Origin of the sequence: Nocardia sp. NPDC004168 (assembly GCF_040610355.1) — a bacterium.
In the GTDB taxonomy this organism is placed as follows: Bacteria; Actinomycetota; Actinomycetes; order Mycobacteriales; family Mycobacteriaceae; genus Nocardia; species Nocardia sichangensis.
The window spans coordinates 1-24901 of sequence record NZ_JBEXME010000031.1; the positions used below are offsets into that span (position 1 = coordinate 1).

Below are 24901 nucleotides of genomic sequence, written 5' to 3' on the forward strand. Positions count from 1 at the left end.
CGCAGCAACGTCGCCAACGACAACGGCTCGTCCTGCATAGTGCTCAACATCGGAACTCCTTCTTCCATCGATGACTTCCCCACAGAAAGCCACATCGGTCTCGGCCACCATCGGGTTCCGTACCAGCAGTTCCCGGGTCCGCGACGGTGAGCGTCTCCCCCGGCGGGTTCGCCACGCCGGACCGATGCGCGAGCACCTGCCCGATCGTGCTGGATTCCTTGCCGTGGCGGACGTATTCGGGAATGCGGCGGCCGATCGGCGCGTGCGGTTCCAGCAGTTCGCGCTCGGTGTGCAGGCGCTCGGCGAATGCCGTGACGCAGTCGGACGCGGAGTAGGTGACGAACGGCGTGGTCATGTCGACCGGCACATTCGGCGCGTCGGTGCCGTCGCCGTCCGCGTGGCCCAGCGCCCGGTCGACAACGACTTGCTCGGACCGTCGCACGCACAACTGGATGGCCGGGTGCACACCGCTGCGATAAACCGGTCGCACGCGCTGCCATAGATACTCCGCATAGTCGCGGGCAAGACCGGCTTCGGGCGGATCCACTTCCGCGCCAATCGACGCGACGATGTCGAAATATTCCGGCTTGCGACTGCGTAGACCCAGGTCGGGCAGCTCAGGGAGAGTCGGTACACGCGGCGTCATGGTTCAGCACGCATCGACCATGAGCCACATCACACCGGGGATGCTACCCAACGGTAGGCCGCTGTGGGCAGGGGCCGCGGAGCAAGAACCGCGACCACCCATCCGACGGCATACGCCATCAGTTTGCGCTGGTCAGCTCGGCGCGCGACCCGGTCCGGAGACCGCGACTTCGGTATGCGCCGGATAGGCATGCACCACAGCGGTGTCCAGCTTGGGCACCACATGGGTCAGGGCGTGCTGAGCCTCGTGCGCGACGCGGTGCGCGTCCGCGAGCGTGATCGTCGGGGCGACGTCCAACTCGACGTCGGCGTGCAGCCGGTGACCGATCCACCGCATTCGCAGGCTGCGCACGCCCTGCACGCCGGGCTCGGCGGCCAGCGCCCGCTCGGCCGCGGTGACCATCCCGGGCTCGACGGCGTCCATCAAGCGGCGCAACACGTCGCGTGCCGCGGTTCGCAGCACCGCGAGGATCGCCGCGGTGATGAGCAACCCGACGATCGGATCCGCGAGGGGGAAGCCGAGTGCCACTCCGCCCGCGCCGAGCAGCACGGCCAGCGAGGTGAAACCGTCGGTGCGCGCGTGCAAGCCATCGGCGACCAGTGCCGCCGAGCCGATCCGCCGGCCGACGCGGATCCGGTACAGCGCGACAGTCTCGTTGCCGAGGAACCCGACCAACCCGGCCGCGGCGACCCAGCCCAGATGCTCGATCGGCACCGGATGGAGCAACCTGCGCACCGCCTCATATCCGGCGATCAGCGCCGACAAGGCGATCATCGCGACGACGAACAGCCCGGCCAGATCCTCCGCCCGGCCGAAGCCATAGGTGTAGCGCCGGGTCGCGGCCTTGCGGCCGAGGGCGAACGCGATCCACAGCGGAACCGCGGTCAGCGCGTCGGAGAAGTTGTGCACGGTATCCGCGGCCAGCGCCACCGAGCCGGACACAGCGACGATGCCCAGTTGCAGCACCGCGGTGCATCCGAGCACGACCAGGCTGATCTTGACCGCCCGGATGCCGATCGCGCTGGCCTCCAGCGCGTCATCCATGCTGTCGGCGGCGTCGTGGCTGTGCGGGACGAAGATCTCCCGCAGCACCGCGAACGGTCCCGAAGGATGCCGGTGATGATGGTGTCCGTCGTGGTGGTGGTGGTGATGCCGATGGGTCATGCGCTCGCCTCGTCTCGGCCGGGGAGTTCACGCAGCGCGCTCGCGCCACGATGATGCGCGGGAACGCCTGGGCCCGCGTGCTCGGCGTTGTACACCGCGTCCACCACCAGTTGCCGGACGTGCTCGTTCTCCAGGCGATAGAAGATCGTCGTCCCCGATCGGCGGGTGTTCACCAACCGCGCCATGCGCAATTTGGCCAGATGCTGGGACACCGAAGGCGCCGGCTTGCCGACCTGTCCGGCCAGGTCGTTCACCGACAGTTCGCGGTCGACCAGCGCCCAGAGCACTTGCACGCGGGTGGGGTCGGCGAGCATGCGGAACACCTCGACAACCAGTCCGACCTGATCCTCCGCGAGACGCGGCCGCCATTCCTGGTTATCTGCATTCATACGCAGATATTAGAACAGACGAAGCCGCCGACACCAGCGCTCCGGGCCGGTGTGGCGGCGGCACCCCCTGCGTTGCCGCCGACACACCGGTCGACCCCGGATCCCGACAGTCTTCTGTCTTAGTCGAGTGTGGCGTCAGTGCGCCAGGCGAGCGAAGCGATATCACCCGACTGAGACAAACCGATCGGCACGCCCTTCCCGCGATGTGGACATGCCTCGCGCACAACGACGGTTACCAGCACGAATACCCCGGCGTCGCAGCGACGTTCACGCGCACCTGTACACACAATTGCACGTGCAGAAGGAGCGTCCTGCAAACAGTTCGCACTCGGCCACCAGGTGCCGCTCCGGTCGGAATATTCTGCACCGAACTCGTCGTATCCGCCGCAATCGTGTCCGGACCGGAATGTCCCGCCGTGCCGCACCCTGGATTCGCCGCGACCGCCTTCCGACGTGAAGGAGCCGCCGGACACGCCCGGTTACTGTGAATCACGAGAGACGCACCGAGCGACCGTGGAGTAGACGACATGCCAGTGGACCGAATGCTGCCCACCTCCGAGGCCAGGGACCTGCTGGAGCTGACCCGCGACATCGCCGACAAGGTGCTCGAACCGCGCGTGGCCGAGTGCGAGAAGACCGGGATCTTTCCCGATGGCGTCTTCCCCGCGCTGGGCGCCGCAGGGCTGCTCAGCCTGCCGTATCCGGAGGAATACGGCGGCGGCGCGCAGCCCTACGAGGTGTACCTCCAGGTGCTCGAGGAACTCGCCGCCCGGTGGGCCGCCGTCGCCGTGGCCGTCAGCGTGCACAGCCTGTCCTGCCATCCGTTGTTCGCCTTCGGCACCGAGGAACAGAAGGAACGCTGGCTGGCCGACATGCTCTCCGGCGAGACCATCGGCGCCTACAGCCTGTCCGAACCGCACGCCGGTTCCGACGCGGCCGCGCTGCGCTGCCGCGCCACCCCCGTGGCGGGCGGCTACCGGATCACCGGCGCCAAAGCCTGGATCACCAACGGTGGACGCGCCGACTTCTACACCCTGTTCGCCCGCACCGGCGAAGGTTCCCGCGGCATCTCCTGCTTCCTGGTCCCCGGTGATACCGAGGGGCTCAGCTTCGGCAAGCCCGAGGAGAAGATGGGCTTGCGCGCCGTGCCGACCACCACCGCCGCCTATGACGACGCGTTCCTGCCCGCCGAACGTCGCGTCGGCGCCGAGGGACAGGGACTCTCGATCGCCTTCAGCGCCTTGGATTCCGGCCGTCTCGGCATCGCCGCGGTCGCCACCGGCCTGGCGCAGCGCGCCCTCGACGAGGCCGTCGCGTACGCCAAGGAACGCGAGGCGTTCGGCCGCCACATCATCGACCACCAGGGGCTCGGCTTCGTGCTCGCCGACATGGCCGCCGCCGTGGACTCCGCCCGCGCCACCTACCTCGACGCCGCCCGCCGTCGCGACGCGGGCCTGCCGTACTCGCGCCAGGCCAGCGTGGCCAAGCTCGTCGCCACCGACGCCGCCATGAAGGTCACCACCGACGCGGTCCAGGTGTTCGGCGGCTACGGCTACACCCAGGATTTCCCGGTCGAGCGCTACATGCGCGAGGCCAAGGTGATGCAGATCTTCGAGGGCACCAACCAGATTCAGCGTCTGGTCATCGCACGCCAACTCGCCGGGAACTGACGCCCTCGCTGGCCGGAAATGCCGATTCAATGACCGCGGATGTCTTCGGACCTGCGGATACCGGCTCGTACTCTGTATGGATGACGACGCCGTCCATCATCATCATCGGCGCCGGATTCGGTGGGCTCGGCATCGCGCTGGAGCTGCGGCGGGCCGGGCTGGACACCTTCACGATTCTGGAGCGCGCCACCGATCTCGGCGGCGTCTGGCGGGAGAACACCTATCCCGGCGCGGCCTGCGACGTGCCTTCCCCGCTGTACTCGTGGTCCTACGAGCCGAAGTCCGACTGGCCACGGCGTTTCTCCGAACAACGCGACATCCACGAGTACATGCAGGGCGTCGCCGACCGGCACGGCCTGCGACGCTTCATCCGTTTCGGCACCGAGGTCACCGACGCGGAGTTCGACGAGCGCACCGGCCAGTGGACCGTCCGCACGGCCGACGGAGCGCAACTGACCGCCGACATCCTCGTCCCGGCGGTCGGCCAGCTTTCGCGCCCGGCCCTGCCGAACATCCCTGGCATCGAAACCTTCACCGGTCCGGCGTTCCACTCCGCCGAGTGGGATCACGATGTCGACCTGACCGGCAAGCGCATCGCCTGCATCGGCACCGGTGCCAGCGCGATCCAATACATCCCGCGCATTCAGCCGACCGCGGGTCACCTCACGCTGTTCCAGCGCTCCGCCGCCTGGGTGCTGCCGAAGGCCGACGTCGAGTACAGCGCTCTGCATCACGCACTGTTCAAATACTTTCCGCCCAGCCGCCTCGCCGAGCGCTTCGCCATCTGGTCCTTCTTCGAGGCGCTCGCCCTCGGCCTGACCGACATCCCGGCGATCAAGACCCCCGTGATCGCATTGGCCGACCGGCACCGGGAAAAGCAAGTGCCCGACGCCGAACTGCGCGCGAAACTGACTCCCGATTACGCGGCGGGGTGCAAGCGCGGACTGTTTTCCAACGAGTACTTCCCCGCGCTGGCGCAGCCGAACGTCACCGTGGAGACCACTGCCATCGAGTCGATCACGCCGACCGGAATCCGCACCGCCGACGGCGTCGAGCACGACGTGGACGTCATCATCTTCGGTACCGGCTTCAAGGGCACCGAGTTCCTTGCCCCGATGAACATCTACGGCCTCGGCGGACGCAAACTGGCCGACGTCTGGGGCGACGAAGGCGCCCGCGCCTACCTCGGACTCTCGGTGCCCCAGTTCCCCAACCTGTTCATGATGTACGGCCCGAACACCAACGTCGGCTCCGGCTCCATCATCTACATGCTCGAATCCCAGGCCCGCTACATCCGCCAGGTCGTGCAGTACCTGACCGATCGTCCCGGCCGCTACCTCGCCGCCCGCCCCGCCGCCGAGCAGCGCTGGGACGACTGGTTGCAGAAGCGCTTGAAAGACACCCCCTGGAACTTCTGCTCCAGCTGGTACCGCAACGCCTCCGGCCGGATCACCAACAACTGGCCCGGCGCGACCCTGCTGTACCGCTGGAAGACCAAGACTTCGACCCCGCCGACTACGACGAGGCGCAAGCACCCGCCGCGACGCCGTGACCCGCACACTCAGTGAGACCTCAGCAAGCCGACAGTAAACTGGCCTTGTCCGAGATCCCGCGGAAGAGGTGCCCATGTTTTGGCTGCTTATCGCCTTGATACTCGGCGCGCTGATCGTCTTGCTGATATGGCAGTCACAACAGAGCGAACAGCGTAAAGCTACCGAGTTGGCCGACGCTCTCGCCGACGCCAGGCAAGTGAACGAACGGCTCGGCGGCCAGGTCTACAGCCTCTCCGGCAGCAACGACGCGGCAGTCCAGGCACTCGCCGACGCCTCCGAGCGGCATCTCGCGGCCGGCGCGCAACTCGACCAGGCGCGCACGCCCACGCAGGCACGGCTGGCGAAGCAGACCGCGCTGGAAGGGCTCTACTACATCAGGGCCGCACGGACCGCGATGAACATGGACCCGGGCCCCGCGATCCCCGGACTCGACGGCCAGGACGCCGCGGGGCAGGTGACCGAGAAGCGCGTCGTCGAGTACGAGGGCAGGCAGATAAAGGCCGCCCCCGAACCCTCGTCATCGACACCGAATTACTACCCCGGCGGCCGAGTGGCCGGACGACCGGTACCCGCTGGGTGGTACTCCGAACCCTGGTGGAAACCCGCCATGGTCGCAGGCGCCTGGGGCCTCGGCTCGGCCCTGCTGTTCACCTCCCTGTTCTCCGGGATGTCCGGAGTGGGCTACGACGCGCACGGCTTCGAGAGCGGCTACGGCGAAGGGTTCCAAGACGGACTGGCCGCGGATGGCGGCCAGGGCGGGGACTACGACCAAGGCGGCGACTACCCCGGCGGCTACGACCAGGGCGGGGACTACTCCGGCGGCTACGACAACGGCGGGTTCGACGGAGGCGGCTACGACGGCGGAGGCTTCGACGGCGGAGGATTCGACGGGGGCTTCTGATCCCGTCCACCAACGCCCATACGACAGCGATGCGGCCTCCGAGCCCGTTACCCGGTAGACTGCGAACGTCCCGGGCGGGCCTCGAGCCCACCCAGCCTTCGTAGCTCAGGGGATAGAGCACCGCTCTCCTAAAGCGGGTGTCGCAGGTTCGAATCCTGCCGAGGGCACTATCATTTTTCCGCACCGCGCCATGGCTATTTCGGGATCATCATCACCACCGGCGACGACCCCGCCGACGATTCCGACGCCACTTCGCATACCAAGCCGGGCGACTCATGCCAGTCACACGGCAGCCCGCAAGTGTGAAACCGGATCCACGATTCACCGGTGACGCGAGTCAGTGCAGGTCGTACGTCCACACCTGGCCGTTGTCCCGGATATTGAAGACGATGGTGCCCGCCTGCGAGAGCGGCGGCGAGTTCGCGTAGCTGATGGCCGCGGGGACGTCGGCCCACAAATGCGCTACCCACGAAGTCTGATCGAGCAGATCCTGTTTCTTGATATCGGCTGCCTCGTTCGCCGTGTGAACGACTGCCGAATCCATGCCTGCGGTCATGATTTCCTCCATTTCGCGTAAACGTTCTTTGCCTGCGAAATCGCCCCGCAACCGACGATCCGATTCCCCGAGTCTTCGCCTCGGATGTCGTCGTCTCACGAGTAGTCGACTACGGGTTCCTACACGGCGATACTCATCGGGACGCGGGGCGGGGTGATCGCTGGATCCGTTCGCGAACCTCGTCATGTGCGGTCCGGTGCCGACCGGCGCGAGCTGTTACTCCACCGCTGTGCGGCGGGGTCGTCACCGATCTTCCACATATTTCAAAGTTGTACGGACTTTAGCCGCGCGAGGTCGGATGCAGGTAGTCGCTACTCGTGTCACGGCCGCAGAATCGGCGAAGCATCCTTACCGAGCGATTTCATCCGACTGATTCGCGAAAGGATATGTGATGGCCGATCTTCCTACACCTGGTGCACGAAGCCGCGAATTGTGCGGCACCATGGCAGTTCACCATAAACTGCTCCAACAGAGCGAAAGCTACCGACAGCGTTCGGCGATGTTCGAGAACCGCGCGCTCGCCTACGAAGGCCGTATGCGCGCACCGCTGCGCACCGGTCCGATCACGATCCCCGTGGTCGTCCACGTCGTCCATAATCCCGCGTTCCCGGCCGAGAACATCAGCGCGGCCCAGGTCGAGAGCCAGATCACGGTGCTCAACCAGGACTTCCGGGCGACCAATCTCGACCGCGTCGGCGTGCCGACCGTCTGGACCGATCGTATCGCCGACTGTCGAATTCAATTCGCCTTGGCCACAACCGATCCTGATGGCAATGCGACCGACGGCATCACCCGGACCGCCACCGCGAAGACATTCTTCAGCGCCGAAGCCGACGATGTGAAAGCCACCGCGACCGGCGGCGCCGATCCCTGGCCGAGCGACGAATACCTCAACCTCTGGGTATGCGCCGATCCGCAGACCGCGCCCGGAAACTCGATTCTCGGTTACGCGCAATTCCCTGGCGGTCCCGTCGACACCGATGGCGTCGTCATCGCGACAACCTGCTTCGGCACAATCGGAACCGCCACCGCGCCGTTCCACCTGGGGCGCACCACGACGCACGAAGTCGGGCACTGGCTGAGTCTGCGCCATATCTGGGGCGATGACGGAAGCGGCTGCTCCGGTGGCGATCTGGTCGACGACACGCCCAACCAGGCCACCCAGAACTTCGGCAAACCCCAGTTCCCGCACATTTCCTGCAACAACGGCCCCAATGGCGACATGTTCATGAACTACATGGACTACACCGACGACGCGGCGATGTTCATGTTCACCACCGGCCAATCCTTGCGGATGAACGCGTGCCTGGATGGGCCGAGGGCCTCGTTCCTGGTCGCCGCTCGCGCTCCGGCCGGGGATCTGCGACCGGCGGTGTCCTCCATGGCCGCGGAGGCGACGCCCGGACGCGGCGAGGCGGCCGCACCCCGTTCCGTGCCATCGACGAATTCGAGTTCCTCCGGCGGCGCGGGTGCGGTCGCCGACCTCGAAGGCGAGGTAGCGTTGTTGCGTTCATTACTCGACGAGATCAACGGCGTCCTCGCCCGAGCGCCACACTGGTCGGCGCCGGGGACCCGGTGAGGATTGCCGGTGACCGGACCGATCCCCATCCTCGGAATATGGGTGCACTCCCACGAGGAGGACACCGACACGGTGTCGATTTATCGGCCACGTGACTTCCCGTTTCCCCGGTCACGTGGCCGGTCCGGCCTCGAGTTCGGAGAAGACGGCACCGTCGTCGAATACCGTCCCGGCGCCGATGACCGGGCCCGGGCGACGACCGGCTCCTGGCGTGACCTCGGGGACGGCCGTTACTCGATGTCTTTTCCCGCCGAAGGCGCAGCGGAGCCCACTACACGTACGCTGCAATGCGTCGGGGACGCCCTTCTGGTGGACACCGGGTAATCAGCTTCGATCACCAATCCCCCACCTGAAACCCTTGTGGGTCTCGCTGACCTTCGATGTGGCGGCGTCTGGATCGGGATGAGCACCGTGACAGCGGTTCGGAACGAAACCCCAAAGCTATCGGCCGGCTTCGCGCCAACGGATATCTCCTGTTCGTCGGCGACTGACGGGTAGGTTGGACCGGTCAGATATCGGGGCGAGCATGCAGCGTGGGCGACGGATCGAGAGTGTGCCTGCATCAGGGACTAGCGTGCTGTGCCCGAATCGTGGAGGGCCTTTGTTATGGGTGGGGTGCGAGGTCGATGCGGACGTTGTCGTTGTTGCTGATGACGAATACTCGGTCGTGGTTGGCCTTCGTCCACTGGTGCGGGATCAGGAAGAAGCGGTCAGGAGTGCGCGCCAGTAGTAGGAGCCCGCTGTAGGCGTAGCGGTATTTCTCCCCGGGTGTGGTGATCGGGAGAACTTGGGAGCCGCCGCCTTCGATCGCGAGCCGATCGACGCTGAGCAGCAGGACGACCGGACGTGCGCCGAAGCCGGTCTCGACGGTGAGGCGGGCGTCGCGAATGGCGCGCTGATGGGCGTAGGAGCCCACCGCCCACGAGAAGCCGAGGAAACCTAAGCCCAGCAAGGCCAGGATCGGTAGCCATGGGGTGGATTGTGTGCGTCTGCGACCGGCGCCGGGGCGGCTGAAAATGCGGGGATGGGTTTCCCGCAGCGCGATGGCGTACCCGAGGAGTGAGACCGCCGCGATGAGCATGATCGGCATGTATGAACCGAGCCACGGCGGTAGCCAGTCGCGGACGATGACCAGAAGCGCGAAGACTGTGGCCAGGATGGCGCCGCTGATCAAGATGGCCATCGTCCAGCGCCGGAGCGTGGCGACGGGTCGTCGGCTGCGTACGGCAACGGCAAGCGGAACCGACCGAAGTGCGTAGCAGGCGAGCACGACCAGCAAGACGATGGTCACGGGCCAGTAGCTACTGGTGAGGCTGCCGATGACGTAGTCGGGGGTGGACAAACCGAGCATCCCGACATCCACGCCGAAATAGCCGTACCAGGCGCGGGTGTACACCATGCCGAAGTAGTAGAGCACTGCGGCGATAACCGCGCCCTGCGAGGCGATGGCTCCCGCAGCGGTCAGAGCTCGACGAAGACTGTGCCGGCCAGTCGAATCGGCATCGTCCCCACTCATCGAGGGGGCTCACTGGTCGTCGCTGGGTGAGGCGCCACAGTCGTCGTGATATCGACTCCAGTGCCCGGTCTGCCCGGAAGAATCGGAACCGTCGGTGGCACGTTTGTGGGCGGTGTTGTCGGGATGATGACTCCGGTCGTGCTACTCGCCACGGAGACTGACACGGTTGAGGGGATCACCCGCCCGGTCTCGGGGGATACGGACGGAGTAGCTGAAAGGATCGAGCTGGCAGTCGCCGAGTCGGGAGAGGTGGTCACTGCGCTGGACGTATCAGCTTTCGGGGCGGTTGTGGTCGGAGAAACCGTGGTCGGTGCATCGGGCGACCCGCACGCGGCCAGCCCACCGATCAACAAGCAGGAACAGACCGCAAATAGCTGCGATACCGATCGCATCAAGCCCTCCTCGGACAGTGGAGAACAGCACGAGTATTTCACAGAACCATTGCGTCAGTGCAGGTTTGAATTCGAATCGGATCCTCGGCAAAGAAGCGCATCCGGCCACATCACAGCGAGTGACGGCACCTCCCAGGAACCCTACTGCAACATATTTGCTGGCGACGGAGGGCGCCGGTCGCTTTGCCCGGTGCAAGCGCCACAGATTCGACGAAACGGTTCTGTCCACATCGCTCGATCAGCGGCATGAGGGGAGTCCGGTCCGGCGACCCGGATGTGTCGGCCGACAACCGGCCGGCCGCCTCTGCAGCTGTGGACATCGAATATCACACCGCAGTCCGATTCCCTCTCATACCAGAGGGTTACGAGTAACGAGAATCCGGCCGATAGCTTCGGGGTATCGAAATCCGCGCCCCGCTCCGACATCGACCGGCCGACATCGTCGACGGATGGGGGTGGCGTCTCCGGCTCAGCTCTCAGGAAGATCTATGACGACACCTGCCTTGGTCCCCGAGTCATCTCCACGGTCACCGCGGCGCGGCGCCGACGGTGACTACGCCCGTCTGTTGCGCCGGATCTCCGACGCGGGGCTGATGAACCGGCGTCCCGTCTACTACGCCGTCCGGCTAAGCCTCGTCGGGGTCGCGTTCGCAGCCTGCTGGGCAGCGTTCGTCCTCATCGGCGATTCGTGGTGGACGCTGCTGGTCGCGGGGTTCATGGCCGTGACGTTCGCTCAGATCGCGCTGGTCATGCACGATGTCGCACATCGCCAGGTTTTCCGGCTACGGCAGCCGACGGAGCTCGTGGGAAGAGTTGTCGGCAACGCCGGCATCGGTCTGGGCTACGGCTGGTGGCAGGACAAGCACACTCGGCATCACGCCAATCCGAACCACGAGGAACTCGACCCCGATGTCGCGCCCGACATTCTGGTCTGGTCACAGCAGCAAGCACGGTCCAGTCGCGGTCTGCCTCGTCTCATCGGGAGGGCGCAGGCGTTCCTGTTCTTCCCCCTCCTGATGCTGGAGGGCCTGAACCTCCATGTGGCCGGCGTACGTGCGCTCAGAAATCGATCGATGAAGCACCGCGGATTGGAGGCCGCACTCCTGTTCGTCCACTTCGCCACCTACCTGACCGCACTGTTCGCGGTTCTGCCCGCCGACAAAGCCTTCGCGTTCCTCGCTGTCCATCAAGGCCTCTTCGGCCTGTACATGGGCTGCATCTTCGCCCCGAACCACAAGGGCATGCCGACCTCGACCGGCGACGACCGCCTCGACTACCTCCGTCGACAGGTGCTGACCTCCCGCAACGTACGAGGTGGCGCGTTGACCGACCTCGCCCTCGGCGGGCTCAACTATCAGATCGAGCATCATTTGTTCCCGAGCATGCCGACGCCGAATCTGCGTCATGCCCAGGTGATCGTCCGCGACTACTGCGCCGAAATCGGCGTGCCCTACCACGAAACCGGGTTGATCTCCTCTTACCGCGAGGCGCTGAGACACTTGCACCATGTCGGCGCTCCTCTACGCACCCCCGATCGACACCCGGGTACCGAAGTGTCACAACGGGATCGTTGAACACAAGCTGGGCGTCACCCCCTCCCCGGAAGCACCCGGCAGATGCTTTACACCGCCATCCGGCGAAAGTCCCAACGCCCGTTGTCTTCCGATGGCTACGCTGACCAGTGCAGATCCGCGCGGTATGCGCGGACGTAGTCCGGCGGTGGCCTACCCAAGCGTCGTCCCTCTCGACACGTTATGTGACACCTACGGCTTGGCCGACAAAGTGATCGGCGGCCCGGCCGTGGCCCTGGAGTCCGGCACCCCGGTGTAGTCGGGCAGCTCGACGCCGTTGATCGCGCGCTCGACCAACTCGGCGAACCACTCCCCGGTGAAATCGGGGCTCGGCTCGGCGTCCGGCCCGGGGACGTCGCGGCTGCGGGCGTTCAACTGGGCGATCTCCTGGTTGGCCTCGACGAACGAGCGCATCCGCGCCTCATAGCCGGCGAACCCGGCCTCCGGGTCCCACCCAGCGGCGGCCAGCTCTCCCGCCAGCAGGTAGGCGCCTACCAGGGCCAGCCCGGTGCCCTGCCCGGACATCGGCGACGAGCTGAACGCCGCGTCCCCGAGGAGCACCACCCGTCCGCTCGACCAGCGGTCCATCACCACCTGGGCGACCTGGTCGAGGTAGAAGTCCGGGGTGTCGTCCAGGTGCGCGAGGATGCGCGGGGTCAACCAGCCCATGCCGGCCATCCGCTCGCGCAGCAGGCGCTTCTGGGCCGCGACGTCGCGATAGTCGACATCGAAGTCCCCCGAGGGGAAGGAAAACATGGCCATCGCCCGGGTGGCGTCCTGGATGGGCCGCAGCCCGGCGGAGCGCCCGGACTCTTGGTAGTCGATCAGCCAGCGGTCCAGCCCGAACTCGTTGGGAACGCTGTAGAAAGCCAGCACGTGCCCGAGGTGGCGGACGAACCGCTCGCGCGGCCCGAAGACCATCGCTCGCAGCGCCGAGTGCAGCCCGTCCGCGCCGACCACCAGCTCGAAGCGCCGCCGGTCGCCGCCCGCGAAGGTCACGTCGACCCCGTCCGCGTCCTGGGTGAGCTCGGCGATCCGATCACCGAAGACGTACTCGACACCGTCACGGGTGTCGTCGTAGAGCACCTGGGACAGGTCCCCGCGCAGGATCTCGATCTCCGAGATGTACCCGTCGCCGCCATCGTCGTCCGCGCGATAGGTCTCCAGCACGTTCCCGTTCCCGTCCACGGTGTACGCGCCGGCCGTCTCAGTGCGGGCCGCGCGCACCGCCGCGTCCAGCCCCATCCGCCGGATGACCTCCTTGGTCACCCCACGCGCGTCCACCGCCTGCCCACCGGGACGCAGTTCGGGGGCCCGCTCCACCACGGTCACCTCGGCCCCTCGCCGGCGCAGCCAGTGGGCCAGCGCCGGCCCCGCGATACTCGCCCCCGCCACCAATACCCTGGTACCGCTCACTGCGCCTCCCGCTCACCCGGCCGGATCACTGTCCGGATCGATTGCTCTGACCCACCGCTGTCGGTGTATCCACAGGTATCGACGACGGATCCACAAGAAATTCATCGGTGCAGCCGAGATCGTGTCCACGCTCCTGCGAACACCACACTCGTCTGCCCGATGCCGCACCGACCAGGCCGGGCCGGAGGCGTCCACGGCGGCAACCTCAGTCGACGCAGGGGATGTTGGATCCGATGCTGGTGGTGACGGGTTTACCGGAGTCGGGCGCCGCGTCGGCGGGTTTGGAGGTGGGGGCACCGGTGGGCGAGGCTGTGCCGGTCGGTGTGGTGGAGCTCGTCGATGTGCCCGCACTCAATTCGTCGGGCATGGTGAAGTCGCTGCCGATCACGATCTCGATGTGGCCGGGGTCGATATTCTTGGACGCGGCTGTCGGTAGCCCGCCGAGCAAGTTCGCGGCCTGGGTGGCGTCGGTGTCGGCGCCTGTGCCGTAATAGACGACCGAGCCGGAACCATCGGTGGAGGCGGCGTTGCCGATGTTTCCTTTGCCGAATCCCTTGTCGGCCAACACTGTCGACACTTTGGCGGCCATACCTGCCGGTCCGCCCGCGTTGACGACGTCGACGGTACTGGTGGGTGTGGTCGCGAGTGCGGTGGGCGTGGCTGCCTGCACGCCGAACGCCGTGCGCACCGTCTTTTTGATGGCGGCCGGATCGATGATGTTCACGTCTTGGCCGTCGATGGTCCGGTAGCCCTGCACCGGCAAGGTCTGGAATTCGATCGGAATCGAACCCGCCTTTCCCATGGTCTGCGCGAAGTCGAGCACGTTCCAGCCTTGGGAGAGCACCACATCGTTCTGTGCGGCGTTGATCAATTGCTGCAGTTTGCCGATGTTGGTGAGCGTGCCGGACTCCGCGAGTTGTTTGGCGACCGAGGTGAGGAACGCCTGCTGGCGGTGGGTCCTGTCGAGGTCGCCGTTGTCGAGTTCGTGACGTTGCCGGACGAACGACAGCGCGTCGGCGGCATCGAGGTGCTGAGGTCCGGCCGGGAACACCGCGCCGGAGTAGTACTCGTCGTCGACGGCGTGATTGAGACAGACATCGACGCCGCCGAGAATGGCGGCCAGGTCGTAGAAGCCGACGAGGGAGACCTCGGCGAACCGGTTGATCGGTACTCCCGTCAGTGCCTTCACGGTCTGCACGATGGATTCGCGGCCGGCCTCGCGGCCCTGGCGTTCCAGTTCGACCTTGTCTTTGACGCCCTGGTTGGCGAGCTTCTGCTCGACCGCCACCTTCTTCAGTCCGTAGGCTTCCTTGATCTTGGCGTGGTCGTAGCCGGGGATCCCGGTGACCGCGACGTAGTCGTCGCGCGGGATGGAGAAGGCGGTGATCTTCTTCAGATCCTTCGGAATGTGTACCAGGATGAGGGAATTGGCGTTGTAGCCGCCCTCGCTGCCGTCGCCGGCGTGCAACCGGTCCAAGATTTCTTTGGGTAGGTCGTTGCCGTTGCGGTCTTTGCGGGTGTCCAGTCCGATGAGCAGGATGTTCATGTCGCCGTCGAGCGCGGCGGCGTCTTCGGAACTGATCGCCCCGGACCGGGCGAACCCGTCATCGACGGCGCGCTCGGTGTAGTAGGCGAATCCGGTGCCCGATACGACGACCACCGAGGTAGCGGCAACGACCAGGCGAAGGGCGGTCCGTGCGACCCTGGCCTGCCACGACGACTGCGCGGTCCGATCGCGGCGGGTGGGCCGCACCGGCACATACCGGTCGGTGGGGCCCTCGGCAGGGTCGGTCGCCTCCGCGGACACCGCGCGAACCCCTTCGACAGGCGTTTCCGGCCGAGCATGACGACCACCTGACCGGGGAACCACGACCGGAATCGGTTCCGTTTCGTCACTCATTCGCCGTCAAGCCTCACGTCACAGTGCCGCGCAGAAACCACCGATAGCACTTCACCAGGTTAGAAATATCCTGCCCGATGTCTGTGCCGAATACACGCCGAGCAAGCACCCGATCGGGTACGCGGTAGCGAAATCCGTGGGCGCGGCATCACGTCACGCGCGCCGATCTCGGTGATGATCGACGACAGGCCGCGCCGGTCGGCATGCGCCGACAGTTCGAGGTGGTTCGATAGCCGCAATGCGGCGAGGTCCCAGGTTCGCCCGGGTTGACGAGAGGTCGGGGCGCCACGCAGGATCGATCGCGAGATGGACGATTCATGCTGGTAGAGCTATTGGGTCCGGTGCGGGTGGTGGCCGCGGACGGGAGAAAGGCGTCGGTCGGGGGGCCGCGGGTGCGGGCATTGCTGGGGTTGCTGGCGCTCGAAGCCGGGCGAGTGGTGCCGGCGGCGCGGCTGGTGGACGGGGTGTGGGGGGAGAACCCGCCGGCGGGGGCGGGGAATGCGTTGCAGACTCTGGCGAGTCGGTTGCGAGCGGCGGCACCGGGCACGGTGCGGAATGACGGGGGCGGGTATGTGCTCGAGCTCACGCCCGAGGACGTCGATGTGCATCGGTTCGGGCGTGAGGTCGAGGCAGGGCGAGCGTTGCTGGCGGCCGGTGAGCCCGAACGAGCCATCGCGTGCTTCGATGCCGCGCTCGCCTTGTGGCGCGGGGAGCCGCTGATCGATGCGGGAGAATCGGAGGCATTGCGGGTCGCTGCACTGCATTTGACCGAACAGCGGCTCGAGGCGGTCGAACTGCGAGCGGACGCCTTTCGAGCCTTGGGCCGAGGCGGCGAGGTATTGGGTGAGCTCCGCACGGAGGTAGCCGCACATCCGTTCCGGGAGACGCTGGCCGCACGACTGGTGCGGGCGCTCGCGGCAGCGGGACGAACCTCGGAGGCGATACAACAGTTTCAGCGAACCGAGACCCTGTTACTGGACGAACTCGGCACGACACCCGCCGAGGTCCTGCGCTCGGCCCTGGCCGAAATTCACACGAACGCACCCCGTAATCCCGCAGTCGACAAACCTGCGATCGAGACGGCGTACGGATCGGGTCCGACGGGAGTTACGGAAGCATCGCGAACCAGCGGCGCATCCGCACCGCTGCTGCCCAGGCGGTTCACCAGCTTCGTCGGACGCGGACGCGACGTGGAAGGAGTGCGACGGGCGCTGCGCGAGGCCCGACTGGTGACACTGTCGGGTACCGGGGGCGTGGGGAAGACTCGGCTGGCCGCCGAGACGGTCGGGGCGCACGCCGAGGACTGGTCGGACGGTTTCGCTTTCGTCGAACTCGCCGCACTCGAGCGGGAGCGGCCCGACCGGCCGGCCATGAACGCGGTCGGAGTGGCGATAGCGAACGCGCTCGCTCAGTTCGAGCGACCCGATGAACTGTCCACGGAATGGGCCGATGTACTGGAGCGGACGCTGTCCGGCCGCCGAATGCTGTTGGTACTGGACAACTGCGAGCATGTCGTGGAGGCGACCGCGCGCCTGATTCACGATCTGTTGCAGCGGCTGCCGCTGCTGCGGGTGCTCACCACGAGCCGGGAGCCGATCGGCATGGACGGCGAGCGACTGTATCCGGTCCGGACCTTGGACCTGCCCGAAGCCGACTCGGATATCGCGGCGGTCACCGCATCGCCCGCGGTCCGGCTGTTCATCGACCGCGCCACCGCGGCACTCCCGGATTTCGCACTGTCCGAGCTCAATTCCGCGGATATCCGCGCCATCGTACGCAGCCTGGACGGCATGCCGCTGGCTATCGAACTCGCCGCCGCTCGCCTGCGGAGCCTGCCGCTACCGGACCTCAGCGCCCGGCTCACCGATCGCTTCCGGCTGCTCACCAACAGCACTCGCCACGCGGTCCCGCGCCATCGAACCTTGCACGCGGCCGTCGCCTGGAGCTGGGGACTGCTCACCGATGCGGAAGCCACTGCAGCCCGGCGTTTTTCGATCTTCGCCGGCGGAGCGACCTTGGACGCCGTTACTTCGGTGTGTGGTCCGGACGCCATCGACACGGTCACCTCACTGGTGACGAAGTCGTTGGTCGACTTCGATGGACAGCGCTATCGAATGGCAGAGACCATCCGCGCCTATGCGACAGCGGAATTGACCGCCGCAGGCGATGCGGACGAAGTCGCCCGCATCCATGCCGACTGCTTCTCGGAATTCGCTGACGCCGCCGCCCACGGATTACGCACTACCGCACAACCCGGTTGGCTCGCGCGGCTGATCGCCGAACACGGCAATTGCGAGACCGCACTGCGGTGGGCGTTGGACGTCGGCGACGGCGAGCGCGCGGTTCGCCTGTACTCGAATCTCGTCTGGTATTGGCTGCTGCGCGGGTTGCACGGCGACATCTCCGAACGCCGCCGCGAGGTCCTCGCCTTGATCGACGACACACCGCCGCCGGGGTGCACCGGGGCCTATCTGGCCTGCCGGTACGCCGAGGAGCTGCCGGCGTACTTCACCAACATCTGGTGGGGCCAGATCCGAGATGACACGGGACAATTCGAGCGGCTGACCCGCGCGGCCCTCACCGAGGATCGACCTCCGCACCCGATGTTCGTGCTCATACTGGCGCTGCGTGACCTACTCGGCGACGACGACAGCCTGTTGACCGCGTGCACCACCTCCGATGATCCATGGCTACGCGGTAATGCGCTGATAGCAAAAGGTTTCGATGAACTGGGCGGCGACCACCCGGCCCGCGCCCTGCCCACTCTGGAGGCGGCGCTGACCTGCCTGAGCGCGCACGGCGACGCCCGGTCACACAGCCGCGCCCTGATCTCCCTGGCCAGCTACCGGACCCGGATGCTCGGCCTGGACAGCGCCCGCCCGCTGATCGCGAGCGCGCTGGAACTGCTCAGCGCCGACCTGGGCGCCGGTGAGCGCATGGGCGTGCTGCTCTTCGCGGCGGAGATGCACCTGGTCGGCGGCGATACCGAGGTCGCGGCAACCTATATCGACCAGGCCGAGGCCGTGATCACCCCGCACATCATCCCCGCGCCTGGGCGCTTCTTGGCGGCGACGCAGGCGCACCTGGCCCACCTGCGCGGCGACAACGACCGCGCGATGGAACTGTACCGGCAGATGTCCGAGCATCCGCTCCCCGACGGCCCGCCACCCGCAGGACGCCACGATACCGTCCGATTCGTGAACCTGGCCTTCGTGAGCACCGCGCACGCGGCGGCCCTGGTCGCGGCGGGCCGGCCGGACGACGCGCTGCGAGAGCTGGCCATGCCCCGCGATCTGGCCGCCCAGACCTCGGCGGCGCTGCTGGCCGAGGTCGGTATCGGTTACGCCCTGGTTGCTCTGGCGAAGGACGCCCCGGACCAGGCGGCCCGCATTCTCGGCGCAACCGACCGGATCAACCGGAGGGCCGGGGTGATCCGCATCGGCCCGTTCCGGCGGCGGGCGCTCGACCAAGCGGAAGAGGCGCTCGGGCCCGTTCGCCTGGGCGCGGAATTCCTCGCGGGCGCCCGGCTTCCGGACGAGGCGGTGCTCGAACTGCTGCGTACCGTTCGCTGACAACGGCTGTCAGCGAACGGTACGGGCGGCACTGGATGCTCGGGACACGTATCCCACCGATCCAGGAGTGCTCATGTCAGTTCCTTCGAATACGGAAACAGTTGTTTCCGTGCGTGGTTCCCGCCGACTCGGCGAACGTCTCGGTAGGGCCGGCGCCGTACTGGGAGCCGGGTTCATCATCTCCGTCGGCGGCGGTTATCTGCTCGCCCCGCAGCGAATGGCCCCGGGGTTCGGCTTCACCGACTGGCCGCGCGGCGAGGCCAACGGCTTTCTGAACGTCAAAGGCGTCCGCGATGTGGTCATCGGTCTGATCATGCTGGTCCTGCTCGCGGCCGGGCAGCGCCGCACCCTCGGCGCGACCCTGCTCACCATCGCCCTCATCCCGACCGGCGATATGCTCACCATCCTGGTGCGCCGCGGCTCCACCGCGACCGCCCTGAGCGTGCACGGTCTCACCGCGGGCCTGGTGGCCGCAGCCGGCGCGCTGCTGCTGCGCCGGGAAAATCGCTGAGCGCCCGATGAAGACACTGCTCAATACCGCGCACATCTACATGATCATCGGCCTGATCTCCGGGTTCTACTACCGCGAGATCACCAAGGTCGAACATTTCACCGGGCAGTCGCAGCTCGGTGTCGTGCACACCCACGTGCTGGCGCTGGGCATGCTGTTCTTCCTCATCGTGCTGGCCTTGGAGAAACAGTTCACGCTCAGCGCCCGGGGAAGCCTGTACGGCTGGTTCTTCTGGCTGTACAACATCGGCCTGGCCATCACCGTCGTGTCCATGACGCTGCACGGCACCCTCACCGTGCTGGGCAAGAGCAGTGGTGAGGCGATCGCGCTCGGCGCGGGCGTGGGCCACATCCTGCTGGCCGTCGGGCTGATCCTCTTCTTCATCACCGTCGGCAAATCCATCGACGACAGTCGAACACCGCACAGCGCAGCGGTATTCGCCGAACGGGAGGCATTATGAACACCGGGCAGGACGGCGCACTGTGGACGCGGGACGCGGTCTCGCTCGCGACGCTGATCGCCGAGGGTGCGGTCACCGCGACCCAGGTCGTCGAGTCGCATCTCGAGCGCATCGAGCAGGCCGACTCCGAGATCGGCGCGCTCACCACGGTATTCAGCGAATCCGCGCGCGCCGAGGCGGCCGCGGCCGACCGCAGGGCGCCGACGGGGCCGCTGCACGGGGTCCCGGTCACCATCAAGAACAACCTCGATGTCGCGGGCAGCCCGACCACCTGGGGCGTGGCGGCCTTCGGGCAGGCCGTCGCGACAGCGGACGCACCCGCGGTGTCCGCACTGCGGCGAGCCGGGGCGATCGTCATCGGGCGAACGAACATGCCGGACTTCGCCACTCGCTGGCATACCGACAACGACGAGGCGGGCCCGACGGTGAATCCGTGGAACCCGACTCGCAGCCCGGGCGGTTCCAGCGGCGGTGACGCCGCAGCGGTAGCCACGGGCATGACCCCCCTAGGCCTGGGCACCGACTTCGGCGGTTCACTGCGCGTACCCGCCGCGTTCTGCGGAGTCGCCTCCCTACGCACCACACCCGGCCGGGTAGCGGTGGCCTCGAGCCTGTCCGGGGCCGCACCCGCGCCGACGAATCAATTGTTCGCGGCGCCGGGACCGTTGGCGCGCACCGTGCGCGATCTGACGACTGCCTTCGAGGTACTCAGCGACAGCGCTGACCTGCGCGATCCCGGATGGATTCCAGTGCGTGACGCGACCGATACCGTCCTGCCCGCAGTCGCCGTCACGCTCGGTGACGATATCGATCCGCAGGTGCGGGCAGCACTGCTCGGCTGCGCCGACGCCCTCGAACGCGCGGGGTATCCGGTAGCCGAACTGGATCCGCCGCAATTGGGCGAGGTGGCGGCGGACTACGGTCGATTGGTTTCCACCGAGGTGGTGGTCCAGCGCCGCGAAGCCATGCGGCGAGTCGGCAGCGCCGGACTGAACACCTTCGTGGACGCGGCGATCGACCTGTTCCCGCCGCTGGATCTGGCGGGCTACATGACCGCGCTGGGTGAGCGCCTCACCCGCCGCGCGGCCTGGTCCCGCTTCCTCGCGGAGCATCCGATCGTGCTCGGCCCGGTCTCGGACGAACTGCCCTGGCCGGTCGGCTACGACCTCGGCGGCACCGCACAAGTCGCGACCATGTACGCGGCGCATCGCCTCACGATCGCCGCCAACTACCTGGCCCTGCCCGCGGTCACGGTCCCAGCGGGCGTATCGGCCGAGGGTCTTCCCATCGGTGTCCAGTTGATCACCGCCCCATTCGCCGAGCGCCGCGCGCTGACGGCCGCCGCCTATATCGAAGCGGCCTTTCCGATGTCCACACCCATCTCCCCGGCAACCGACCCGGCCACCCGGAACCAGGCTCGATCCATCGGCTCGGACACGACGCGGTGAACATTTCTGTAGCGAAGGGAATCTACATGTCACACAACACATTGCGATCCGCCGTGCGCGGACGGGTACTGCTGCCGGGTGACGAAGCGTTCGATACGGCACGGACCCCGTGGAACCTCAATATCGACCAGCCGGTAGCGGCCGTCGTGCACGTCGAAGACGCGGAGGATATGGCCGCTGTGGTCGGCTACGCGCGCGGCGCGGGCCTGTCGGTGACCGCTCAGCCCAACGGCCACGGCGCTTCCGGTGATACCGCCGGCGCCATCCTGGTGCGCACGCGCCGACTCGATCGGATCGAGGTGGATCCGGCCCGGCGACGTGCCCGCGTCGGTGCGGGGACCAATTGGGGGCACGTACAGGCGGCGGCCGCCCGGCACGGCTTGACCGGGCTGGCCGGAAGCTCCCCGGTGGTCAGCGTTGTCGGCTATACCCTCGGTGGCGGATTATCGTGGTTCGGCCGTAAATACGGTTGGGCGGCCGATAGCGTCCGGGCCTTCGACATCGTCGATGCCGACGGTCGTCAGGCCAGGGTCACGGCGGAATCCGACCCGGAGCTGTTCTGGGCACTGTGCGGCGGCGGCGGGGATTTCGCACTGGTGACGGCTGTGGAGTTCGATCTGTTCGCGGCTCCGGCCTTGTTCGGTGGCCTGATCGCCTGGCCGGCCGCGCAGACCGAGGCGGTCCGTGCGGCCTTCCAGGACATCACCGATCACGCACCGGCCGAACTCACGGTCTGGCTCAATCGGCTGGAACTGCCGCAGGCTCCGCCGGTGATCGCGATCGCCGCCGCCTACCTGGGCGAACCGGCGCGCGGACGGGACCTGCTGCGACGGCTGGACACGATCGACGGCATCCTCGCGGACACGCGCCGGGAATTGTCCCCGGCCGAGTTGGGCGCCATCGTCAACGAGCCCACCGCCCCAGGCCCCGGACTGCTGCGAACCGAACTGCTGACCGCACTGGACGAGACCGCCGCCGACATCCTGCTGCACGCACCGATCGATCCGCTGATGGGCATCCAGCTCCGGCAGTTGGGAGGTGCGCTCGCCGAGCCCACCCGAGGCGCGGCTCCGCCGTTCGCGGAGCCCTACGCACTGTCTCTGCAGGCCACCGGCTCGGATCCCGACACCGTTGCCGCGGTACTCGCCACGCAGAAGCGCATCATCGCCGATCTGGGCGCGCGAGTCAGCGGCCGCAAACCGTACACCGTCCTGTCCGCCGGCGACAGTGTCGCGGAGGTTTTCGACACCGGCACCTTGGACCGATTGCGAAAGCTCAAGCAGGCCCGCGACCCACACGGTGTATTCCGCGCCAACTTCCCGATTCTCCACTGAACCTCCGGTTTCGAGACCGAGGTCAGGCACCTCCACACAGCGCTGCCCCGCCAACGTGATCGGCGCGGCAGCGCTGTGCCCGCGACCAGCTATGTCGATATCGGCCGCGAGGGCGATTCCCTTCGCCGCCCATCCGTTTTCGCGGGGCCAGGAGTATCCGAGCGGTATCGTGCCGAATTACGTCGCGATCGTCGACGGCCAGGCTCGGTCGTCGATTGTGAGCCAGGGTTCGGTGGCTGCGGCGGTGGGGGATACGCCGGTGAATTCGCGGATGTCGCGGTGGAGGTGGGATTGGTCGGCGTAGCCGGTGTCGGCTGCTACTCGGGAGGGGGAATGTCCTTGCACGAGGCGGTGGACGGCGTGGTCGAAGCGGACAAGTTTGGCGGCGCGTTTGGGGGTCAGGCCGATTTGCGTGCCGAAGCGTGACCACAGTCGTTGACGGCTCCAGCCCAGCTCGGCGGCGAGGTGCTCGACGCGGAAACGGCCGCGGCTGAGTTTGATTTGCCGCCATGCCCAGGCGACCTCAGGGTCGACGCGCTGGTCGTGCCGGGACCGCGCGGACAGCGCGGTGTCGACCAGGGCGAACCGGTCGGGCCAGCTCGGCGTCTCGTGCAGGCGCTCGCGCAGCCACCCCGCCTCCCGACCCCAGAGGTCGTCCAGGCCGATGATGCTACCGCCCAGCTCGGTGGGAGGAAGGCCGAGAATCGCTTGGGCGACAACCGGTTCCAGGCGAATCTGGACGCATTCGACGGCGTCGACACGGACCGGAAGCGCGGTGCCGGCGAGGCCGAGTGTCAGACTGCCCGAATGGCTACGGCCCGTCGAGTCGCGGACCTCGAAGCCGCACTCGCCGAACTCGACGATCACCGTGACCGCCGGATGTGGAATGACACGCACCTGCTCGGGGCCGTCCCCGTGCACATGGAATCCGGCCATGTCGACGCCGCGCAGGGCGGGTGGCCGCGCCGGTCGCGCGATGTCCCAAGGCACACGTCGATTGTATGAGCAGCCGCGCACGCTGACATTTCTTCAATACGCGGCCCGCTGTCGTGCCAGAACGTGGTGGTGTCCCAACCAATCGAAGGAGCAACCGTGGACGAAACCACTACCGCCGCGAGACCGAATCGGTGGCGCAATATCGGGCTGCTGATCGCCACCGTCCTGGTCGCCGTGGCCACCGGCTATACGACCGGCGCGGCGAACGCCGAGACCGACGATTCGCACGAGCACATGGTTCATCTTCCGGGCGGAGACATCCACGTCGTCGCCGACGGAACGCCGGGCGCTCGCGCGGTGGTGCTGCTGCACGGACTGGGCGCCTCGACCGCCTATTGGGATCCGGTGCTGCCCGCCTTGCGGGACCGGTACGTCGTGCGTATCGACCTGCTCGGCCACGGCAAGTCCGATAAACCCGACAGCGGCTACAGCACGTCCGAACAGGCGAGCCGAGTGGGGGCCGTGCTCGACCAGCTGGGCGTACGACAGGCGATCGTCGTCGGGCATTCTTCCGGCGGCTACGTGGCCACCTCGCTGGCCGAACAGCGCCACGACCTGGTGTCGGCGATCATGCTGATCGACTCCGGTCCCCGCCTGGACGCCGTCACCGGCAGCGGTCCGGTCGGCAACCTACTGTTCGTTCCTGCGATCGGACAGCCGCTGTGGCCGCTGCTCCCGGATGTCGTGCTCCGGCAAGCCATGAGTTCCGCGTTCACCCGGGACGTGCGGATCCCCGACCAGTTCGTCGCCGACCTGCGCGGCATGACCTACCGCAGTCTCACCGCGACCTCCACCGCGTCGGACGACTACCTGCGGGAACGGTCCGAACCGGACCGGCTCACCGACCTCGGCGTTCCGGCCATGGTGCTCTACGGCTCTCAGGACAAGCGATGGCAGCCGGACTCTTACGAGGACTACCGCCGCGTCCCTGGCATCCGGATCGAGAGCCTCGACTGTGGCCACACACCCATGGTCGAAGAGCCCGACGGCACCGGCGCCCTCATCCGTGACTTCGTCGGCCGGCACTGACCGTAGTCGTCGGCCACCTCTGGGTGGTTCCTGCGGGGCCGCAGCTCCCGCTAGTCGTCTTCGCCGGTCGGTCCGTCCAAACCCGCCTCACGGAGGATGCGGGTCAAGGTATCGGTATCGACCGGCCGCTGCGGCTCTTCCTTCTCCGCGACCGGGTTCTCCCGAGCGACAGGCAGCATTTCTTCGTAGCCCGGGTCGCCGGGGTGGAACTCCTCGAAGCCGCTGTAGAAGACGCCGTCCTCGGTCTGGCCACGCAGCGGCAGCAGGATGGTCACGCCGTCTTCTGCCAGCATGGGTG

The 24901-nt window shown here is 67.1% G+C and carries 21 protein-coding genes and 1 tRNA gene; 13 read left to right on the plus strand and 9 right to left on the minus strand.

Translation table 11 applies throughout. From position 1 onward, the window contains the following. Window positions 1-43 precede the first annotated feature (43 nt). The 3 genes from ABZW96_RS32420 to ABZW96_RS32430 all read right to left on the minus strand — a co-directional run bounded on the left by ABZW96_RS32420 (window position 44) and on the right by ABZW96_RS32430 (window position 2199). On the minus strand, window positions 44-646 hold the full coding sequence (locus ABZW96_RS32420; protein WP_355079973.1) for a serine hydrolase domain-containing protein: 603 nt from the start codon (window positions 644-646) through the stop codon (window positions 44-46). Between the two features lie 132 nt (window positions 647-778). Then, window positions 779-1810: a cation diffusion facilitator family transporter gene (locus tag ABZW96_RS32425; RefSeq protein ID WP_355079975.1), complete on the minus strand. Its 1032-nt coding sequence runs from the start codon at window positions 1808-1810 to the stop codon at window positions 779-781. After that, window positions 1807-2199 (minus strand): metalloregulator ArsR/SmtB family transcription factor, encoded by a 393-nt coding sequence (locus ABZW96_RS32430; RefSeq protein ID WP_355079977.1) that lies wholly within the window; start codon window positions 2197-2199, stop codon window positions 1807-1809. Before ABZW96_RS32430 ends, ABZW96_RS32425 begins: the two co-directional genes overlap by 4 nt. Window positions 2200-2726: 527 nt before the next feature. Here ABZW96_RS32430 and ABZW96_RS32435 point away from each other — a divergent pair. From ABZW96_RS32435 to ABZW96_RS32450, 4 genes are all read left to right on the plus strand, one after another. Continuing rightward, the gene (locus ABZW96_RS32435) at window positions 2727-3869 is read left to right on the plus strand and encodes an acyl-CoA dehydrogenase family protein (RefSeq protein WP_355079979.1); all 1143 of its coding nucleotides are present in this window, start codon (window positions 2727-2729) and stop codon (window positions 3867-3869) included. Between the two features lie 80 nt (window positions 3870-3949). Beyond that, window positions 3950-5437 carry an NAD(P)/FAD-dependent oxidoreductase gene (locus ABZW96_RS32440; RefSeq protein ID WP_355079981.1) on the plus strand — a complete coding sequence of 496 codons (1488 nt, stop codon included), beginning with the start codon at window positions 3950-3952 and terminating at the stop codon, window positions 5435-5437. Between the two features lie 58 nt (window positions 5438-5495). Beyond that, window positions 5496-6323 (plus strand): DUF1542 domain-containing protein, encoded by an 828-nt coding sequence (locus ABZW96_RS32445; protein ID WP_355079983.1) that lies wholly within the window; start codon window positions 5496-5498, stop codon window positions 6321-6323. A 94-nt stretch (window positions 6324-6417) separates the two neighbouring features. Next, window positions 6418-6490: transfer RNA gene (locus ABZW96_RS32450), tRNA-Arg, on the plus strand. Between the two features lie 170 nt (window positions 6491-6660). Here ABZW96_RS32450 and ABZW96_RS32455 read toward each other — a convergent pair. Next, window positions 6661-6879 (minus strand): hypothetical protein, encoded by a 219-nt coding sequence (locus tag ABZW96_RS32455; RefSeq protein ID WP_355079985.1) that lies wholly within the window; start codon window positions 6877-6879, stop codon window positions 6661-6663. A 499-nt stretch (window positions 6880-7378) separates the two neighbouring features. Here ABZW96_RS32455 and ABZW96_RS32460 point away from each other — a divergent pair, with 499 nt between their 5' ends. Together ABZW96_RS32460 and ABZW96_RS32465 are read left to right on the plus strand one after the other, a co-directional pair. Beyond that, window positions 7379-8458: a zinc metalloprotease gene (locus tag ABZW96_RS32460; protein ID WP_355079987.1), complete on the plus strand. Its 1080-nt coding sequence runs from the start codon at window positions 7379-7381 to the stop codon at window positions 8456-8458. Between the two features lie 9 nt (window positions 8459-8467). Continuing rightward, window positions 8468-8782, plus strand: coding sequence for a hypothetical protein (locus tag ABZW96_RS32465; protein WP_355079989.1), 315 nt, complete (start codon window positions 8468-8470; stop codon window positions 8780-8782). A 280-nt stretch (window positions 8783-9062) separates the two neighbouring features. On the opposite strand, the gene ABZW96_RS32470 is transcribed toward ABZW96_RS32465, so the two are convergent. Then, window positions 9063-9974 carry a hypothetical protein gene (locus ABZW96_RS32470; protein ID WP_355079991.1) on the minus strand — a complete coding sequence of 304 codons (912 nt, stop codon included), beginning with the start codon at window positions 9972-9974 and terminating at the stop codon, window positions 9063-9065. 880 nt (window positions 9975-10854) lie between these two features. On the opposite strand from ABZW96_RS32470, the gene ABZW96_RS32475 reads away from it, so the two are divergent. Then, window positions 10855-11940 (plus strand): acyl-CoA desaturase, encoded by a 1086-nt coding sequence (locus ABZW96_RS32475; RefSeq protein ID WP_355079993.1) that lies wholly within the window; start codon window positions 10855-10857, stop codon window positions 11938-11940. 189 nt (window positions 11941-12129) lie between these two features. Here the strand turns inward: ABZW96_RS32475 and ABZW96_RS32480 are convergent, their stop codons facing one another. After that, entirely contained in the window at window positions 12130-13353 is a 1224-nt protein-coding gene (locus ABZW96_RS32480; RefSeq protein ID WP_355079995.1) for an FAD-dependent monooxygenase, read from the minus strand. A 205-nt stretch (window positions 13354-13558) separates the two neighbouring features. Further along, window positions 13559-15160, minus strand: coding sequence for an LCP family protein (locus ABZW96_RS32485; protein ID WP_355079997.1), 1602 nt, complete (start codon window positions 15158-15160; stop codon window positions 13559-13561). A 410-nt stretch (window positions 15161-15570) separates the two neighbouring features. Between ABZW96_RS32485 and ABZW96_RS32490 the strand changes: the two genes are divergently transcribed. The 5 genes from ABZW96_RS32490 (at window position 15571) to ABZW96_RS32510 (ending at window position 22578) form a co-directional block, all read left to right on the plus strand. Next, window positions 15571-18825 (plus strand): BTAD domain-containing putative transcriptional regulator, encoded by a 3255-nt coding sequence (locus ABZW96_RS32490; protein WP_355079999.1) that lies wholly within the window; start codon window positions 15571-15573, stop codon window positions 18823-18825. 73 nt (window positions 18826-18898) lie between these two features. Further along, window positions 18899-19336: a DUF4267 domain-containing protein gene (locus ABZW96_RS32495; protein ID WP_355080001.1), complete on the plus strand. Its 438-nt coding sequence runs from the start codon at window positions 18899-18901 to the stop codon at window positions 19334-19336. A 7-nt stretch (window positions 19337-19343) separates the two neighbouring features. Continuing rightward, the gene (locus ABZW96_RS32500) at window positions 19344-19796 is read left to right on the plus strand and encodes a DUF2871 domain-containing protein (protein ID WP_355080002.1); all 453 of its coding nucleotides are present in this window, start codon (window positions 19344-19346) and stop codon (window positions 19794-19796) included. After that, the gene (locus ABZW96_RS32505) at window positions 19793-21244 is read left to right on the plus strand and encodes an amidase family protein (protein ID WP_355080004.1); all 1452 of its coding nucleotides are present in this window, start codon (window positions 19793-19795) and stop codon (window positions 21242-21244) included. Before ABZW96_RS32500 ends, ABZW96_RS32505 begins: the two co-directional genes overlap by 4 nt. 26 nt (window positions 21245-21270) lie before the next feature. Beyond that, window positions 21271-22578 carry an FAD-binding oxidoreductase gene (locus tag ABZW96_RS32510; RefSeq protein WP_355080005.1) on the plus strand — a complete coding sequence of 436 codons (1308 nt, stop codon included), beginning with the start codon at window positions 21271-21273 and terminating at the stop codon, window positions 22576-22578. A gap of 177 nt (window positions 22579-22755) precedes the next feature. Here the strand turns inward: ABZW96_RS32510 and ABZW96_RS32515 are convergent, their stop codons facing one another. Continuing rightward, entirely contained in the window at window positions 22756-23568 is an 813-nt protein-coding gene (locus ABZW96_RS32515; protein WP_355080006.1) for a helix-turn-helix domain-containing protein, read from the minus strand. 102 nt (window positions 23569-23670) lie between these two features. Between ABZW96_RS32515 and ABZW96_RS32520 the strand changes: the two genes are divergently transcribed. Then, window positions 23671-24603, plus strand: a complete 933-nt coding sequence (locus ABZW96_RS32520) for an alpha/beta hydrolase (protein ID WP_355080007.1) — start codon at window positions 23671-23673, stop codon at window positions 24601-24603. 50 nt (window positions 24604-24653) lie between these two features. On the opposite strand, the gene ABZW96_RS32525 is transcribed toward ABZW96_RS32520, so the two are convergent. Beyond that, complete coding sequence (locus ABZW96_RS32525) at window positions 24654-24896, minus strand: hypothetical protein (protein ID WP_355080008.1); 243 nt, start codon at window positions 24894-24896, stop codon at window positions 24654-24656. Between the last annotated feature and the right edge of the window lie 5 nt (window positions 24897-24901).